The sequence below is a fragment of the Acidobacteriota bacterium genome (assembly GCA_028875725.1).
Lineage (GTDB): Bacteria > Acidobacteriota > Thermoanaerobaculia > Multivoradales > Multivoraceae > Multivorans.
Genome location: JAPPCR010000006.1, coordinates 1,976,566 through 1,993,021, shown reverse-complemented (window position 1 = coordinate 1,993,021; position 16,456 = coordinate 1,976,566). Strand labels below are relative to the sequence as shown.

Sequence of the window (16,456 nt, the reverse complement as noted above, 5' to 3'; positions counted from 1 at the left end):
GGCGTTCATGGGCGATGATCGCTTCGACGGCATCAGGCGGCTCCACACCGCGCGCGAAGTGGCAGCACAGCGGGGCACGATTCCGCAGGACTACACGGTGGCGCGGGAGGCCGCGGCGGCCTTCCACGCACGCCTGCGGGAACTGTTCGACGAGAGGAAGTCGATCACCAGTTTCGGCCCCTACTCCCCTGGCCAGGCGGTGGCGATGAAGCGCCGGGGGATCGAGGGCATCTACATCGGTGGCTGGGCGACCTCTGCCAAGGGCTCGATCACCGAGGATCCGGGACCGGATCTTGCCAGCTATCCCCTGAGTCAGGTGCCGGACGAGGCGGCGCCGGTCGTGCGCGCCCTGCTGACGGCCGACAAGAACCAGGCCTTCACCCGCTCGCGGATGAGTGAAGCGGAGCAGCGAGCGAACCCTGCCTTCGATTACCGGCCGTTCATCATCGCCGACGCGGACACGGGCCACGGCGGCGAACAGCATGTGCGCAACCTGATTCGCCGTTTCGTCGAGGTCGGCGTGCCCGGCTACCACATCGAGGACCAGAAACCCGGGGTCAAGAAGTGCGGCCATCAGGCGGGCAAGGTCCTCGTGCCGCAGGACGAACAGAACAAGCGCCTGAACTCGGCCCGCTTCCAGTTGGACGTGATGGCGGTGCCTGGACTCATCGTCGCCCGCACCGACTCGGAGGCCGCGACCTTCCTGGACGGCAACGGCGACGAGCGCGACCAGGCCTTCATCCTGGGGGCCACGAACCTCGATCTACCGAGCTGCAAGACGGCGACCCTGGCGATTCTGCGGCGGCTGAACGCTCTCGGAGCGGAAGACGTCCGCGGCCACGAGCTGTACGACATATCGGAAGCCGCCTATCACCGCGCCGATGTCTGGCTGGAAGGCGCCGGCGTCTACGAGCAGCTCGAGTCGGCCTACGGGAAGATGGCCGCGAACGGCGGCATGGCCATCGAGGCCGTGCTCGACGAGACGATGGCCTCCTTCCTCGACGCCTGGCAGTCGGAGGCGGGGCTCAAGACCTATCCGCAGGCGGTGGCTGAGGTGATCGCGTTTCGCGAGGAGGAAGGCGCCGTCTTCGAGCTCTCGGTGGAGGAGTGGCTGGAGTTCGCCCACTCCGTGTCAGTCGAAGAGGCGGCGGCCCGGGCGCGCAAGATGGGCATCAACCTGGTCTGGAACGCGGAGATTGCGCGGACGCCCGAGGGCTACTACCAGATTCAGGGCGGCATCGAGTACGCGATCTCCCGTTCCCTGCACGCGGTGCCCTACGCCGACTTGATCTGGATGGAGACGGCGACGGCCAACCTGGCCGATGCCCGGCGGTTCGCCGAGGCGATCCATGCCGTGTATCCGGATCAGTTGCTCGCCTACAACCTGTCGCCCTCCTTCAACTGGGATACGACGGGCATGTCCGACGAGCAGATGAGGCAGTTTCCCGAGGAGCTGGGCAAGCTCGGCTACGTCTTCAACTTCATCACCTACGGCGGCCACCAGGTCGACGGTCTGGCGGCTGAGGACTTCGCCACCGCTCTATGCGAGGACGGCATGCTGGCCCTGGCCCGGCTGCAGCGGAAGCTGCGCCTCGTGGGATCGCCGTATCGCACCCCGCAGGCCCACGTCGGCGGCGCCCGGCTCGACGGCGGGCTCTCGGCTGCAACCGGACATACCGCGACGACCAAGGCAATGGGCAAGGGGTCGACCCATGTCCAGCACCTGGCGCAGACCGAAGTGCCGCCGCGGTTGCTCGAAGAGTGGCTCGACCTCTGGCGAGGCAAGTACGATGTCGACGAGCGCATGCGCGTGGAACTCCGGCCTCATGTCGCCGGCTCCGAACTCCTGGAGCTCAACGTTCTGGCGCAGAACGGACGCGAGGAATCGAAGGCGGCGAACGTCGTGTTCGCGCCTATCCGTGACCGGCGCGAACGGATGATTCTCTCGGTGCGGGACCAGAACACCTTCGACACCGACCTGAGGCGACGTCGCCTGATGGCCCTGATGCATGTGTTCCTGATCCACCGCTACGGCGCGGTGTGGGTGCACTATGTCAGCCCCACGGATGACAACCAGCACCAGACCCGGCGCATGATCGAGCTGGGGATCTTCGAGGACGCGAACACCGAGGTCGGCGAGATCATCGTCGCGGAGGTGAACCGGGAACGGGTTCGCGAACTGGCGGCGCAGGACCGCGAGTTGCTGACGGCGCTGATCGAGAAGACCGAGCCGGTGCCGGTGCGGGCCGCTTCGTGATCCGGGCCTGGCCTTCGAGCCGGGTGCCGGGCGCGGTCGGAGTCCTGGCCGCGGTCCTCTCGGTTCAGGGGCTTCAGGCGCAGAGCGCGACCGAGGAGCCGGCGGAGCCGGCGCGGTCGATTTCGGATGTCACGAGCGGTTTCGAGCAGCTGCCGGGCTTCCTGGACCTGTACTGGGACAGCCGCGGCGGCCGGCTGTTCCTCTACGTTGATTCCCTCGACGCCGATCTCCTCTACATCGAGTCGCTCTCTGCCGGCCTCGGGTCGAACGACATCGGCCTCGACCGCGGGCAGCTCGGTCGCACTCATCTGGCACGGTTCGAACGGGTGGGCCCGAAGGTGCTTCTCGTCCAGCAGAACACACGCTACCGGGCTCTGAGCGCCAACCCGGACGAGCAGCGTGCGGTCGCGGACGCCTTTGCCCGCTCGGTGTTGTGGGGGTTTGAAGTCGCGGCCGAGGACGAAGACGGCGCGATCCTGGTGGACGCGACGGACTTCGTGCTCCGGGACGCGCACGGCGTTGTGGCACGGCTCCAACAGCGCGGGCAGGGGAGCTACCAGCTGGACGCCTCGCGCTCGGCGATTCACCGCCCCGGCGTCGCCGCGTTTCCCCGCAACTCGGAACTCGAAGGCACGCTGACCTTCACCCTGCGGTCCCCCGACCGCGGTCCGGGAGCGTGGGTGCGAGAGGTCGTGCCCTCGCCCGAAGCGGTGACGGTGCGCCTCCGCCACTCCTTCGTTGCGCTTCCCGAGCCCGGTTACAAGCCGCGCCGCGCGGATCCGAGGTCCGGCTTCAACACGACGAGTTACTTCGACTACGCGACTCCGATCGATCAGCCGCTCGAGGCCAGCTTCATCGACCGTCACCGGCTCGAGAAGCGCAACCCGGGGGCCGAGCGCAGCGAACCGGTCGAACCGATCGTCTACTACCTGGACCGGGGTGCGCCGGAGCCGATCCGCTCGGCGTTGCTCGACGGAGCCCGCTGGTGGAACGAGGCCTTCGAGGTCGCGGGCTACATCGACGCGTTCCGGGTCGAACTCCTGCCAGAGGGCGCCGACATGCTCGACGTCCGCTACAACGTGATTCAGTGGGTTCACCGCTCGACCCGCGGATGGTCCTACGGAGGTGGCGTTACCGACCCGCGAACCGGCGAGATCCTGAAGGGCGTCGTGACGCTCGGTTCCCTGCGGGTGCGGCAGGACTTCCTGATTGCCCAGGGTCTGTTGTCGCCCTACGAGGACGTGAACTCGTCCACCGAGGTGCTCACCGAAATGGCGCTTGCCCGGCTACGCCAGCTTTCAGCCCACGAAGTCGGCCACACGATCGGCCTGGCGCACAACTTCGCCTCCAGCGTCGATGGACCGGATGGCCGCGAGTCCGTCATGGACTATCCGCATCCGCTGGCCACCTTGGGCGAGGACGGCACGATCGATCTGAGTGCCGCCTACGACGTCGGCGTCGGCGAATGGGACAAGCGGGCGGTTCTCTACGGCTACGCCGAGTTCCCTGAGGGCGCCGACGAGGCGGCGGAGCTCGACGCTATCCTGCAGGGGACGATCGACGCCGGCCTCCACTACATCAGCGACGAGGACGCGCGGCCGGTTGGCGGCGCCCATCCCCTGGCTCACCTCTGGGACAACGGCCGTTCCGCGGCCGAGGAACTGCGGCGCCTGCTGTCGGTGCGACGGACCGCACTCGAGCGGTTCTCCGAGCGGAGCATCCGCGTCGGCGCGCCGCTGTCCCAACTGGAGGACGTGTTGACGCCTCTCTACCTGCTGCACCGGTACCAGATCGAGGCGGCGGCGAAGATCGTCGGCGGCGTCGACTACAGCTACGCCGTGCGGGGAGACGGCCAGACGCCGGTGGCCCTGCTGCCGCCGGCGATGCAGCTCGATGCGCTAGACGCTCTGCTCCAGACGGTCGACCCGGCTGAACTGACGCTGCCCCAGCGGATACTCGACCTCATTCCGCCGCCGCCCCCGGGCCGGAGCCGGGGCCGGGAGCATCTGCCGTCCCGTGCCGGTCTGACGTTCGATCCGGTGGGCGCGGCCGAGATGGCGGCTGACCTGACCTTCGCCATGGTCTTCGATGGCGAGCGGGCGGCCCGCCTCGTCGACCACCACGCGCGGGCGGTGGAACAGCCGGCTCTTGGCGACGTGATCGATCGGGTGCTGGCCGCGACCTGGCGGGCCGACCCGTCTCCGGGCCTTGCCGGAGAAGTCGGCAGGGCGGTCGACTTCGCCGCCCTGCGGCGGCTGATGGCGCTGGCGGCGGGCGTCCCCGTGAGCATGCCGCCGAACTTCGACTGGCCGGTGGCGCCGGCGCGGTCGGGTTCGTTCCAGGTGCGAGCCGTGGCGACTTCGTCGCTCACGGATCTGTACCAGTGGCTGCTTGCGAACCCCGGGGCACAGGGTTCGCCGGAGTGGGACCACCGGACGTACGCCGTACGGTTGATCCACCGTTTCCTGGAAGACCCGGGCTCGGTCGAACTGCCCGCGCCGCTGCGGGCCCCGGACGGCTCGCCGATCGGCTCGCACATCGGCTGCGGCGTGGGCATGGGCGGCGCGCACCTCCCGCCCTTCGCGCTACCGGAATGAGCGGTCATCCGTCCGCGTCGCTCCGGCTGCCCGAGGCTGTTTCCGGGCTCTACGGCGCCGGTGCGGTTGCCGAGCTTGTAGGTCTCCGGCGAGCGCTCCACGCCGATCCCGAACTCTCGCTCCAGGAGGAGCGTACGTGTGCCCGTCTTCAGCGGACGCTGGACGAACTCGGCGTCGAGGGCGTAGCCCGCGTTGCCGGCACCGGTGTGGTCGGACGGATACCCGGTCGCGACCGGAAGGCGCCGCTGGTTGCGGTCCGCGGCGACATCGACGCGCTGCCGATCCAGGAAGACACCGGTTTGCCGTTCGCGTCCCGCAACGAGGGCGTGATGCACGCCTGCGGCCACGACGTCCATGCCTCCTGGGCGGTCGCCGCGGCGCGCCTGCTCCAGGCCGAGCCCGCGGCAGGCGACGTTCTGCTCGTGCTGCAGCCGGCGGAAGAGAGCGGCGAGGGCGCGGCGGCGGTCCTGGCTACCGGCGTCCTGGACGAGGTCGGGGCGATCTTCGGCGCCCATGTCGACCTGACCTTCGAGGTCGGACAGGCGATGATCCAGCCCGGCGCCGTGGGCGCCGCCGCCGACCGCTTCGAGGTCGAGCTTCGGGGCAAGGGGGCGCACGGTGCAAGGCCCCACCAGGGCCTCGATCCAATCACAGGCCTGGCCCAGGTCGTTTCCGTCCTGCAGACGGTCGTCTCCCGGCGCGTGCCGCCCGACCAGCCCGCGGTGGTCACCGTCGGCGCTGTCGAGGCGGGCACGGCGCACAACGTGATCCCCGGCCGTGCCGTGCTCAAGGGCACCATGCGGTCGCTCGACCCGGCCATCCGGAAACTGCTGGCGGACGAGGTGCGGCACGTTTCAGAGTCCGTCGGCGCGGCCTGCCGGCTCGAGGCCGAGGTACGGATGCTCCAGGGAACGCCGGCCGTGCTGAACGACGAGCGTGCCGCGGGCTGGGCCAGGGACGCCGCGGTTCCAGTGATCGGCGCGGATGCGATCAGGCCGTTGCCGGCCGCCAACATGGGCGGCGAGGACTTCGCCTTCTACCTGGAGCGAATTCCGGGCTGCTTCATCCGGGTCGGCGCCCGGCTGCCCGGCGACCCGGTAGTCGGCGCCCACACGCCGTACTTCGCGCCGGCCGAAGAGGCGATCTTCGTCGGCGGGGCGCTGTTGGCGGCGGCGGCGCGCCGCGCTTCGGCGGAGCTTGCGGGCACTTCCTGACCAGCGCCGTCCTAGAACGCGAAGACCAGGCCGGCGCTGACCAGGCCCTGGACCAGGTCGTCGCGTTCGGCTCCGTAGCAGCAGTCGTAGCAGCACCCGTCCTCGTCGCTGGTGTCGGTCACCAGCAGGCGCGCGTCCAGCCGCAGGCCGACGTGGTCCGTGAAGAAGACCTTCACGCCGCCGCCGAGGCCTATGGAGAAGTGGCTCTCGGACTCCGGCAGGAAGTCGCTGCTCGGCGCGAGGCGGGTGACACCGGCGGTCAGGGACGCGAAGGGACGCACCTGACCCAGTGACCCGGTCCACGACACGCCGGCCTGGTAGTAGTCGACGTCCATCCCGCCGAGATACGCGGCGCCGAGGAAGGGGCCCTCGTCCAGCCCGAAGCCGGTCTCCTGCTCGTTGACGAACAGCTCGACGTGGAGATTCCGCCGGAGCGGAATTCCGATGACTACGCCGTCCACCGTGCCGTCGTCGATCTCGAGATCGAGCCTTCCGAACTCGTAGTCGTCGATCTCGAAGCTGTCGAGGAAGCTGTGTCCGTAGTACGGAGTGATCTCGAAGCGTACCTTCTGGGCGACGGCCGGTGACGGTGTCGCGCCGGCGGCTACGGTCAGCAGTGCTGTGGCGGCCAGCGTCCAGATCAGGTGACGTCTGGGGGATTCAAGGCGTCGGACTCGCGTCATGGTCGTCGATCCTCCATGGGGCGAGGAACAGAGACTGCAAGTTCCGGGCCGGCGCGGCGCTGTGGAAACAGGGGCGGAGCGGCCGGTATCGGTCCACTGGGGAGGTAGTCAGTCGACGTCACACGAGGAGGAGCGGGCCGCCCTGCCCCTGTCCCCGGTTTACGGAACCGGGCGGACAGGGTTTCGGGTGAGCCGAGGCTTCCTAGCCGCTCGCCGTATCCCGGTCCGGGTGGCGCATCGCGGTGATGTTGAACCCGGCGTCCACGAAGTGGATGCCGCCGGTGGTTCCGGCGCTCAGATCGGACAGGAGGTAGGCGGCGGTGGCGCCGACATCGTCGACGGTGATGTTGCGGCCGAGCGGGGCCCGTTCCGGCATCACCTTCAGCATGCCGCGCATCCCCGAGACGCCGGAAGCGGCGAGGGTCCTGACCGGGCCGGCGGAGATTCCGTGAACGCGGATGTTCTTCGGCCCCAGGTCGACGGCCAGATAGCGGATCGAGGCCTCGAGCGCCGCCTTGGCGATGCCCATCACGTTGTAGTTCGGGGTGGCCTTGGTGGCGCCGTAGTACGTCATCGCGATGATGCTGCCGCCCTCGCTCATCAAGGGTTCGGCCGCCCGGGCGAGAGCGATCAGGGAGTAGCAACTGATGTCGAGCGCGGTGACGAAGCCACTGCGCGACGTGTCGATCGTGCGCCCCAGGAGGTCCTCGCGGTTGGCGAAGGCGACGGAGTGAACGAGGAAGTCGAGCCGCCCCCAGCGGTCTTTCAGCGTCTCGAACACGGCATCGATCTGGTCGTCGTCGGTGACGTCGAGCGGTTCGATGATGGTGGAGCCCACGCTCTCGGCGAGAGGCCGTACCCGCCGTTCGAGGGCGTCGCCCTGGAACGTGAACGCGAGATCGGCGCCCTCCTCGTGGGCTCGCCGGGCGATCCCCCAGGCCAGGGAGCGTTTGTTCGCGACGCCGACGACGAGGCCCCGCCGGCCGGCCAGCAGCCCCTTCGACGAGCCACCGGCGGTGGCCTCGGACGGGAGATCGCCGGGCGATGATTCGTGCCGAGTCACGGGCGCGGGGATTGTAGCGCTCCGCTGCGCTTGGTCCTAGACTGACCCTCGCGCATGGTTTCCCTGCTCGGCATCGTGCTGGTGGTCGGCGCAACGCTCTGCTTCTCGCTGTTCGACCTGCTGCGCAAGAAGCTCACCGGTCGCCTGAGCGACGCCTTCCTCGTCATGGTCCTGGCGCTCGGCGCTGTGCCTCTCTACGGCGTGTGGGTGGCACGGCAGCCGCCCGTTGCCGTGAGTGCCGCGTACGTATGGCCGGGTGTTGCCTCCGTCGCGTGCAATCTGGGCGCGAACTACGGCTTCCTGCGCTCCGTGCGTCTCTCCGGGCTGAGCGCGGTGATCCCCCTGCTCTCGCTGACGCCGGTGTTCACGTCGCTGCTCGCGATCCCACTGCTGGGCGAACTGCCGGGCGCCCGCGAGTGGCTCGGCATCGCGATGGTCGTGTTCGGCGCTCTCGCGCTCCAGTTGGGCGAGCGGAGCGGAGAGCGTCGCCAGCCGTGGAGACTGAGCGCGGGAGCGCGGTGGATGATCCTGGTCGCCTTCCTCTGGGCGTCGGCGCTGCCGCTCGACAAGCTCGCGACCGAAGCCTCGAACGCGGCCTTCCATGGCCTGGTTCTGCACCTGGGCGTTGGCCTGTCCGTGCTGACGCTCGTTCTTCGCGGCCTGCGCGAGGCGCCGGGAGTGCGCTCCCGCGCGGACGTGCGCGCGAGAGCGGGGACCTGGGCCCTGCTGCTGACCGCCGTCGCCCTCGGCGCCGCGGCGCAGGGGCTCCAGTTGCTGGCGCTTCAGCACGCCTGGGTCGGCTTTGTCGAGACGGTGAAGCGGGGCATAGGCTCCTCGCTGGCGCTGGTTCTCGGTCGCGTCTTCTTCGCGGAGCCGCTCACGCTGCGCAAGGTGCTGACGGTGGCCGTGATCGTTGCCGGTGTCGCCGTGATGCTCTGGTAGGTTGACCTCGATGGCCAGCGGCTTCCCGGTCGGTTCCCGGCTTCGCCTGGCAGTCCTCCTGGGCCTCGTGGCGGTCGGATCCGGCGACGCCCGCGCCCAGGTGTCGCGCTTGTCCGAGATCAAGCTGCCGGAGGGGTTTGCGATCAGTGTTTTCGCCGACGACGTTCGGGGAGCCCGGTCGCTTGCGCAGAGCCCGGCCGGCACCGTCTTCGTCGGCACCCGACCCGAGGGCGTGGTCTACGCGGTCGTCGACTCGGACGATGACGGTGAGGCAGACCGTACGTACCGATTGGCCGCAGGGCTGAACTCACCGAATGGCGTTGCTTTCCGCAATGGAAGCCTCTACGTGGCCGAGATCAGCCGGATACTCCGGTACGACGACATCGAAGATCGCCTGGACTCGCCTTCGCCGCCTTTCGTGGTTACTGATCGTCTCCCAACGGATGAACATCACGGCTGGAAGTTCATCCGCTTCGGGCCGGATGGCCAGCTCTACGTCCCGGTCGGCGCCCCTTGCAACATCTGCGACGAGCCTGATCCGTACAACTCGATCCTGAGGATGGCTGTCGATGGCAGTTACTCAGTTGTTGCGCGCGGGGTGCGAAACACCGTCGGTTTCGACTGGCATCCGACGACGCGTCGATTGTGGTTCACCGATAACGGTCGGGACTGGCTCGGAGACAACAGTCCTCCTGACGAGTTGAATGTTCTGACGTCGACCGGCCAGCATTTCGGTTATCCGTACTGCCACGGTCGCAGCATCGCCGACCCCGAGTTCGGCGACCGACGCTCCTGCTCGGAGTTCAGGCCGCCAGTCCAGGCGCTTGGCCCGCACGTGGCAGCCCTGGGTATGCGCTTCTACACAGGCACTGCCTTCCCGGAGCGCTACCGCGGCCAGATCTTCATCGCCGAGCACGGGTCGTGGAACCGCACGGTGCCGATCGGCTACCGGGTCATGCTGGTGCGTCTCGGGGCGAGCGGGAGGCCGACGGCCTATGAAGAGTTCGCGACCGGGTGGCTCCAGGGCGGAACCGCGTGGGGGCGGCCGGTGGACGTGATGGTGCGCGACGACGGCTCACTGCTCGTGTCTGACGATCGGTTGGGTGTCATCTACCGCGTCACTCATGCGTCGGCGGCTGAGCCTGAGCCTCCACCGCCGGAACCCGATCCGGAGCCCGATCCGGAGCCCGATCCTCCGCCGGATTCGGAACCGGAGCCGCCCGGGGACGACGGGCCGTGCGAACCCGGGAGCGAAACACTGTGTGTGCGCGACGGTCGCTACGAAGTGAAGGCCGTGTGGTGGAGGCCAGGCGGCGAGCCGAGTCCCGCGTTCGTGGCCGAACACGGTACGTCCGACGCCGGCATGTTCTGGTTCCTGGATCCGTCCAACTGGGAGATCCTGATCAAGGTCCTGGACGGCTGCAGAACGAACGGCCACATCTGGGTCTACGGCGCCTCGACGACGGACCTCGGCTACTCGATCCGGGTGAGAGACACCCTGACGGGTGAGCAGAGCGAGTACCGCAACGAGGCGGGTGAACCAGCTCCCGCGATCACCGACAACAGGGCGTTCTCCAGGGCCTGCACGCCGCCGGCGTTCGTCCCGTAAGCTCTGGCTGCCAGGACACCCACCCAAAGGAGAATCCGCCATGTCGCGGTCCGTCTTCAGCCAGAACTTCCGTTCCCTCCTGCCCTATGTGGCCGGCTTCCTCGTCTTTCTTTGCGGAGTCGGCAGCGGCGCTCTCGCTTCCGACGATGAACTCCGTCTGGACACGATCGAGCTGCCGGCCGGCTTCTCGATCGACGTCTTCGCCGCGGAGATCGACGTCGCCCGCTCGCTGGCCCAGAGTCCGTCCGGAACCGTCTTCGTCGGCACCGGACGCAGGGGCGGCGGAGTCGTTCACGCAGTCCTGGACGCGGACGGCGACGGAAAGGCCGACGACCGCTATCGCATCGGCTCCGATCTGAACTGGCCGAACGGCGTCGCCTTTCACGACGGCGACCTGTACGTTGCCGAGATCAGCCGCGTGCTTCGTTTCGAAGGGATCGAGAGCCGCCTCGACTCCCCTCCCGAACCGGTCGTGGTCACCGCGGACCTGCCGGACAAGACCCATCACGGCTGGAAGTTCATCCGCTTCGGCCCGGACGGCAGGCTCTACGTGCCGGTGGGCGCCCCGTGCAACATCTGCGACGAGGGGGATCCCTTCGCGACGATCCTCCGGCTCGACGACACCGGCGACTACGAAGTCGTCGCCCGCGGAGTGCGGAACACGGTCGGCTTCGACTGGCGCCCGGGCACGAGCGAACTGTGGTTCACCGACAACGGACGGGACATGATGGGTGACGACGTTCCGCCCGACGAGTTGAACGTGCTGACGGAGGATGGCCAGCACTTCGGCTATCCGTATTGCCATGGCCAGGACATCGCGGACCCGGAGTTCGGCGATCAGCGTCCCTGCGACGAACTCGTGCCGCCGGTCGTCGACCTCGACCCGCACGTGGCGGCAGTGGGCATGCGCTTCTACCAGGGCGCCGCGTTCCCTGAGCGCTACCGCGGGCAGATCTTCATTGCGGAGCACGGTTCCTGGAACCGCAGCAACAAGATCGGCTACCGGATCATGGTGGTTCATGTCGACGGGGACGGCAGGGCCACCGACTACGAGGAGTTCGCCACGGGCTGGCTCCAGGGCGAAGATTCGTGGGGCCGGCCGGTCGACGTGATGGAGCGGGTCGACGGGTCGCTCCTGGTGTCGGACGACATGCGGGGCGTGATCTACCGCATCGTCTATGACGGGGCCGCGGCGGCGGCCGCCGGGGAGTAGGGGCGGTGCCGGCGATCGATCCGGCAGTCGTCGATGCGGCGAGAGCCCGCTACGACGCGGCCCGCGCCGCCGGCCTCAACCTCGACATGACGCGGGGCAAGCCGTCACCGGAGCAGCTCGCCCGTTCCCATGGTCTCCTGGCTGCGGTCGGCCGGGAGGACAGCCTGGCCGACGACGGCACGGATTGCCGCAACTACGGCGGCGATCCGCGCGGCCTGCCGGAGATGCGGGCGATGTTCGCCGAGATCCTCGAGATCGATCCGGAGCTGGTCTTCGTCGGCGGCAACGCGAGCCTGCAGTGGATGCACGACCTGGTCGTGCAGGCGATGCTGGTCGGCGTGCCGGGCGGCGATCCCTGGGGCGGGCCGAGACGCTCGACGCCGGTGAAGTTCCTCTGTCCGTGTCCCGGCTACGACCGTCACTTCGCTCTGCTGGAGCGCTACGGCATCGAGATGCTGCCGATCGGGATGGGTGACGACGGCCCGGACGTCGACGAGATCGCGCGTCTTGCCGGCGAGGATCGGAACGTCAAGGGGATGTTCTGCGTGCCCCGCTACAGCAATCCGACCGGCGTGACCTATTCGGACGACGCGGTCGAGGCGATCGCCGCGATGCCGGCCGCGGCGGCCGACTTCCGGGTCATCTGGGACGACGCCTACGCGTTGCATGCCTTCGAGGGCGAGCCGGATCGTCTGGCGAGCCTGTACGACCGTTGCGTCGCTCACGGCCACGAGGACCGGCCGTTGATCGTCACCTCGTTCTCGAAGGTCACGTTCGGCGGCGCCGGTCTGGCGGCGCTTGCAGCCAGTCCTGCGAACGGCGACTGGATCCGGGGTTTCCGCTCGATCCAGACGATCGGACCGAACAAGCTGAACCAGCTTGCCCATGCCCGCTTCTTCGACGGCAGCGTCGCGAGCGTCCGGGAGCACATGCGAGGACACGCGGAGCTGATCCGGCCGAAGTTCGAAACCGTACTGCGCGTTCTCGACGAGTCGCTGGAGGGCCTCGGCGTCGCGACCTGGAGCCGCCCCCGGGGCGGCTACTTCGTGAGCCTGGACACGGAGCCCGGCTGCGCGCGGGCCGTGGTCGAAATGGCGGGCCGGGCGGGGGTCAAGCTGACGCCCGCGGGCGCTACTTTCCCGTACGGCGTCGACCCGCGGGACCGGAACATCCGCATCGCGCCGACGCTGCCGGGTCTCGACGAGATCGAGACGGCGACCCGGTTGCTCGCCGACTGCGTCGTGCTCGTCAGCGCCGGCCAGTAGCCGAGCTAGTCGATGTAGCCGAGGCTCTTCAACTGGCGGATGTCCTCCTCGCTGAGGACGTTGCCGCTCTTCGCCTCGTACTTCGGAAGATCCCGGTACCAGTTCACCAGGCGGCGTCCGAGCGGCGGCACCATGTCGACCGGCGGCGCGGGCAGCGGCCGTTCCTCTTCCGGGTCGACGGTGAGGTCGAAGTAGACGGTCGTGCGCTTCGAGAAGTCGTGGAGGACCTTGGCGCCCTCCAGCTCCATGCTGATCTGCAGGGGGTTCTCGTAGGGCGCGCTGCGTCGCGACCTGGCGAACAGGGCGCTGTGTTTGTCGCCGATGACGTAGCGGGGCCGCGCCCCGCCTTCGGGTTCGTCGCCGATGGGCACGAGGCTTCGGCCCTCGACGCCCGCGGGGTGCTCGAGTTCGAGCAGGTCGAGGACGGTGGGCAGCACGTCGATCACGCCGACCGCGGCCTCGACCCGCCGGCCTTCTGGAATCCCCGGGCCGGTGAGGATCATCGGTATGCGCGCGTTGGGCCAGTGGACGTTCTTGCCGTGCCCCCAGTAGCCGTGCTCGCCCATGCTTTCCCCGTGATCGCTCACGAACACGGTGTAGCGGGGACCCGGCAGGAACTCCTCGATCGCCTCGGACAGCCGGCCGAGCCAGTGGTCGACGTAGTTGACCTCCGACTGGTAGCGCCAGCGCCTCTGCCAGCCGCCGGCGCGCTGGTCCTGCGGTGGCCTGGGGGGCGTGAAACCGGTTCGTTCCAGGTACGGATCGTGCGGGTCCGAGAAGTGGACCCAGAGGAACAGGGGCCGCCGGTTCCTCTCCTCGTCGCCGGCGCGCTGGCGCAGCCATCGCTCGGCCGCCCTGGCGACGTCGTCGGCGTGGCGCTCCATCACCCCGACGGCGTTGCGGGCCTGGGTGAACTCCTCGTCGTAGTGGTCGAAACCGCGGTTCAGGCCGACCAGATCAGCTCGCAGCGTCCAGTTCGAGATGAAGGCGGCTGCCTCGTACCCCGTCTGGCCCAGAATCTCGGCGAGAACCGGGATGTCGCTTCGCATCCGTTGGGCGTTTCGACGCGCCCCGTGAGTCGGCGGGTAGAGCGAGGTGAACATCGAGGCGAAGGCGGGACCGGTCTTGCCGATCGTGGTGTGCGCGTCCTCGAACAGCACGCCCTCGGCGGCGAGAGCGTCGATCGTCGGCGTCGTGGCTGACTCGCCGCCGTAGGCCCCGAGCGCATCGGCCCGCAGGGTGTCCACGGAGAGCAGGACGAGGTGCGGCTCGGCCGCAGGCAGCGGTGCGCAGATCGCGGCCGCCAGCGCCGTGCCGAGGAGGAGGCGTCGTCCGGCCACGCTCACGCCGAGACGGCCCCGAAGGCGATCGCCTCTTCCTGTGTGTCGATGTCGCGGGCCAGGGACATGGCGTCGACGACCGGCATCCGGACCTTGCGGTCGGGATGCCTGCGCCGGTGACGTCGCTTGATGAACATCCGGCGCAGAGCCAGTTCCAGCTCGGACTGCTGGATGACCTTCTCCTTGAGACGCCGCGCTGCGCGAGTGCCCGACAGCAACGTGTCCCAGGTAAAGGTCGGAAGGCGGAGGTTCAGAAGGTGGATGAAGTCCTGAACCAGCATGATCCACAGAAGGCGCCGCGCCATGTAGGCGTTGCGGTACAGGATTGGGCGGTTGCGCGTCCGGTAGCCGAGGTCCATCAAACGGTAGATGAACTTCCAGCGAAGCGCTGCCGAGTCGAACATGGCCAGGTGACCGGGCAGTACCGGGACGGGCTCGGACGCCCCTTCGGGCTTGACGTGGTACTGCGGCTTCCACCCGGACTCGCCGAGCCGTTCGGGGTCTCGCGGCGCCTTGATCATCGGAAAGAAGAAATCCAGGGGGCTGTACTTCCAGAAGTCGCGGACCACCGTCTTCATCTCGGCGGGGTCGGGAACGATGTCACACGTGACGATCGCCAGCGGTCCGTCGCCGTGCCGCCGGCGGGCCGTCTCGACTCCGACCTGGATGTTGCGGCCGAAACCGCCGTCGGTGTCGACGGAGATCCCGTCAGGCAAAGACCGGTAGGCGTGACCGGGTCCGGCGACGTAGATCGGGTCGAAGGCTTCGGCCTGGCGGATCCGCTCGATGACCAGTTCGATCAGCGGCCTGCCGCCGATCTTCACGTCCACGCCCTTGATGCCGGCGAGCGGGTGCTTGGAACGTCCTCCCGGGGGCATGTAGGCGGGCCTGCGGTCGCTGCCTCCCAGGATGACGAGTGGTACGGATTGGTTGGCCATCGGTCGTCGTCCGGTTCTCTCGTCGGGACGAGCCGATTGTACGCCGGGGATCATCCGACGCCCAAGACTCGCCGGGTCTGGCGTTACCATCCGGCTAAACCGCCTCGTTCCGGTCGTCCGCCTTTCTGTTCGATGACACTTCCTCCGCCGCCGACCCCCGAGGTCGTGGACCGTGACGCTCGGTTGGCCGATCTCGCCCAACGCTGGCTGCGCGAGCCGGCCATTGGCCTGGACACGGAGTTCGTGCGGGAGCGGACGTTCTTTGCCCGGCTCGGCCTGATTCAGGTGGCGGATTCGGAGGGCTGCTACCTGGTCGACATGGTCTCGATCAGGGATCGGGCGCCCCTGGTTGCCGTCGTCCAGGCGCCAGAGGTGATGAAGGTGTTCCATTCGCCGAGCGAGGATCTGGAGATTCTCCACCAGGCCGTCGGCCACCCTCCAGAACCCCTGTTCGACTGTCAGGTCGCGGCTACGCTGTGCGGACTGGGAGGTTCGCTGGGCTACGTTCGTCTGGTTTCGCGACTCTTCGATGTCGAGCTGGAGAAGGGCGTGCAGCGGTCGAACTGGCTGCGGCGTCCGCTCAGCGACGAGCAGGTGCGGTACGCCGGTCTCGACGTGGCCTACCTCCTGCCGGCCCACGAGCGGTTACTGGCGAGGCTGCGTGAACTCGGCCGGGAAGGCTGGGCCGGGGAGGACTTCGACCGCCTGTTGCAGACCGCCGAGGCGCGTCTGGATCCGGCGTGGTCCTACAACCGGTTGCGGCGACCGGGCATGTCGAGGCGTCAATTGGCGGCCCTGGAGGCCCTGTCCGCGTGGCGGGAGCGGCGCGCTCGCCGGCGGGACGTGCCCCGGGGTTTCGTGCTGAAGGACGAGACGCTGGTCGACCTGGCGCGACGCCTGCCGCGCACGCCGGAGGACCTCGCCCCGGTGAAGAGCCTTGGACGGCGCCAGGCAGCGCGGTACGGGCCGAAACTGCTCGATCTCGTGCGGGGTGCCCGCGCGCTGTCCGCGGATCGGCTCCCTGAACGTCTGGAACGCTCCGGCAGGCGGTCCTCGAGCCGCGTGTCGGAGGGACTGCGAAAACTGGTTGCGCGAGTCGCCGCCGATCTCGACGTTCCGGTCGAGTTCCTCGTGCCCAGGAGGACGCTCGAGGCCTGGGCGGCGCGGAGTCTCGAGCGAGGCATGTGGGTTTGGCCGCCGGAGATCGAAGGCTGGCGCCGCTCGGTACTCCAACCTGAAGTGGAATGTTCCGCTCTCCTCGAGGCCGGCGTAGCCAGGAAACAGCGGAACAGGTCGTTGCGCCGCTGAAGGGCAGCGGCCTCGGATGAGAGTCGC

Annotated in this window: 11 protein-coding genes and 1 pseudogene; 8 read left to right on the top strand and 4 right to left on the bottom strand. The window is 68.6% G+C overall.

Features of this window, described 5'->3' with window-relative positions; translation table 11 throughout:
* The first annotated feature begins 7 nt into the window (after positions 1-7).
* From aceA to OXI49_10025, 3 genes are read left to right on the top strand one after another with little or no spacing between them, the layout of a single operon-like run.
* The gene (gene aceA, locus OXI49_10035) at positions 8-2,257 is read left to right on the top strand and encodes an isocitrate lyase ICL2 (protein ID MDE2690839.1); all 2,250 of its coding nucleotides are present in this window, start codon (positions 8-10) and stop codon (positions 2,255-2,257) included.
* Positions 2,254-4,854: a zinc-dependent metalloprotease gene (locus tag OXI49_10030; protein ID MDE2690838.1), complete on the top strand. Its 2,601-nt coding sequence runs from the start codon at positions 2,254-2,256 to the stop codon at positions 4,852-4,854. The genes aceA and OXI49_10030 overlap by 4 nt, the downstream gene beginning before the upstream one ends.
* Positions 4,851-6,068 (top strand): M20 family metallopeptidase, encoded by a 1,218-nt coding sequence (locus OXI49_10025; protein MDE2690837.1) that lies wholly within the window; start codon positions 4,851-4,853, stop codon positions 6,066-6,068. The genes OXI49_10030 and OXI49_10025 overlap by 4 nt, the downstream gene beginning before the upstream one ends.
* Before the next feature lie 11 nt (positions 6,069-6,079).
* On the opposite strand, the gene OXI49_10020 is transcribed toward OXI49_10025, so the two are convergent.
* Together OXI49_10020 and fabI are read right to left on the bottom strand one after the other, a co-directional pair.
* Entirely contained in the window at positions 6,080-6,751 is a 672-nt protein-coding gene (locus OXI49_10020) for a hypothetical protein (GenBank protein ID MDE2690836.1), read from the bottom strand.
* Positions 6,752-6,953: 202 nt separating this feature from the next.
* A complete protein-coding gene (gene fabI, locus OXI49_10015) occupies positions 6,954-7,745 on the bottom strand; it encodes an enoyl-ACP reductase FabI (protein ID MDE2690835.1) in 792 nt (263 codons plus the stop codon).
* Between the two features lie 123 nt (positions 7,746-7,868).
* On the opposite strand from fabI, the gene OXI49_10010 reads away from it, so the two are divergent.
* The 4 genes and pseudogenes from OXI49_10010 to OXI49_09995 all read left to right on the top strand — a co-directional run bounded on the left by OXI49_10010 (position 7,869) and on the right by OXI49_09995 (position 12,843).
* The gene (locus OXI49_10010) at positions 7,869-8,756 is read left to right on the top strand and encodes a DMT family transporter (protein MDE2690834.1); all 888 of its coding nucleotides are present in this window, start codon (positions 7,869-7,871) and stop codon (positions 8,754-8,756) included.
* 10 nt (positions 8,757-8,766) lie between these two features.
* Positions 8,767-9,882 (top strand): annotated as a pseudogene (locus OXI49_10005) (PQQ-dependent sugar dehydrogenase).
* 523 nt (positions 9,883-10,405) lie between these two features.
* Entirely contained in the window at positions 10,406-11,578 is a 1,173-nt protein-coding gene (locus OXI49_10000; protein MDE2690833.1) for a PQQ-dependent sugar dehydrogenase, read from the top strand.
* A 5-nt stretch (positions 11,579-11,583) separates the two neighbouring features.
* A complete protein-coding gene (locus tag OXI49_09995) occupies positions 11,584-12,843 on the top strand; it encodes an aminotransferase class I/II-fold pyridoxal phosphate-dependent enzyme (protein ID MDE2690832.1) in 1,260 nt (419 codons plus the stop codon).
* Positions 12,844-12,848: 5 nt separating this feature from the next.
* On the opposite strand, the gene OXI49_09990 is transcribed toward OXI49_09995, so the two are convergent.
* Both OXI49_09990 and OXI49_09985 read right to left on the bottom strand, forming a co-directional pair.
* On the bottom strand, positions 12,849-14,183 hold the full coding sequence (locus OXI49_09990; protein ID MDE2690831.1) for a sulfatase: 1,335 nt from the start codon (positions 14,181-14,183) through the stop codon (positions 12,849-12,851).
* A gap of 2 nt (positions 14,184-14,185) precedes the next feature.
* On the bottom strand, positions 14,186-15,121 hold the full coding sequence (locus tag OXI49_09985) for an NTP transferase domain-containing protein (protein MDE2690830.1): 936 nt from the start codon (positions 15,119-15,121) through the stop codon (positions 14,186-14,188).
* A 132-nt stretch (positions 15,122-15,253) separates the two neighbouring features.
* On the opposite strand from OXI49_09985, the gene rnd reads away from it, so the two are divergent.
* The gene (gene rnd, locus OXI49_09980) at positions 15,254-16,429 is read left to right on the top strand and encodes a ribonuclease D (GenBank protein MDE2690829.1); all 1,176 of its coding nucleotides are present in this window, start codon (positions 15,254-15,256) and stop codon (positions 16,427-16,429) included.
* Positions 16,430-16,456: the final 27 nt, after the last annotated feature.

Excerpts from the sequence above, each read along its gene's own strand:
- aceA (MDE2690839.1), top strand. The coding sequence starts at position 8 with ATGGGCGATGATCGCTTCGACGGCATCAGGCGGCTCCACACCGCGCGC.
- OXI49_10025 (MDE2690837.1), top strand. The coding sequence starts at position 4,851 with ATGAGCGGTCATCCGTCCGCGTCGCTCCGGCTGCCCGAGGCTGTTTCC.
- OXI49_10020 (MDE2690836.1), bottom strand. The coding sequence starts at position 6,751 with ATGACGCGAGTCCGACGCCTTGAATCCCCCAGACGTCACCTGATCTGG.
- OXI49_10010 (MDE2690834.1), top strand. The coding sequence starts at position 7,869 with ATGGTTTCCCTGCTCGGCATCGTGCTGGTGGTCGGCGCAACGCTCTGC.
- OXI49_10000 (MDE2690833.1), top strand. The coding sequence starts at position 10,406 with ATGTCGCGGTCCGTCTTCAGCCAGAACTTCCGTTCCCTCCTGCCCTAT.
- OXI49_09985 (MDE2690830.1), bottom strand. The coding sequence starts at position 15,121 with ATGGCCAACCAATCCGTACCACTCGTCATCCTGGGAGGCAGCGACCGC.
- rnd (MDE2690829.1), top strand. The coding sequence starts at position 15,254 with ATGACACTTCCTCCGCCGCCGACCCCCGAGGTCGTGGACCGTGACGCT.